Raw genomic sequence first — 322 nt, 5'->3', positions numbered from 1 at the left:
CCCCCCCCCCCCCCCCCCCCCCCCCCCCCCCCCCCCCCCCCCCCCCCCCCCCCCCCCCCCCCCCCCCCCCCCCCCCCCCCCCCCCCCCCCCCCCCCCCCCCCCCCCCCCCCCCCCCCCTTTTTAATCCTCCGGCGACCACCGAGATCTACACTGTTCGCATTTCGTCGGCAGCGTCAGATGTGTATAAGAGACAGCCACTACATAGAGCGCGCGCTGGCCGCCGCCCAGGTCCTCCGTGCCGCGCAGGCCCCAGCGCGACCCGGCGATCACGCCGCTTTCCAGCCGCTGCAGGCCGCCATTGCCCGTGCGCGCCGACTCCAC

1 pseudogene is annotated in these 322 nt (G+C 78.3%); it reads right to left on the bottom strand.

Features of this window, described 5'->3' with window-relative positions:
* Positions 1–196: 196 nt before the first annotated feature.
* A pseudogene (locus tag JHD82_RS29210) lies at positions 197–322 on the bottom strand (porin); the annotation flags it as partial.

The sequence above is a fragment of the Delftia sp. ASV31 genome, assembly GCF_016428765.1.
GTDB classification, from domain to species: domain Bacteria; phylum Pseudomonadota; class Gammaproteobacteria; order Burkholderiales; family Burkholderiaceae_C; genus Comamonas; species Comamonas acidovorans.
The sequence above is the reverse complement of the archived record's forward strand: the minus strand, read 5'-3'. Positions and strand labels throughout refer to the sequence as shown.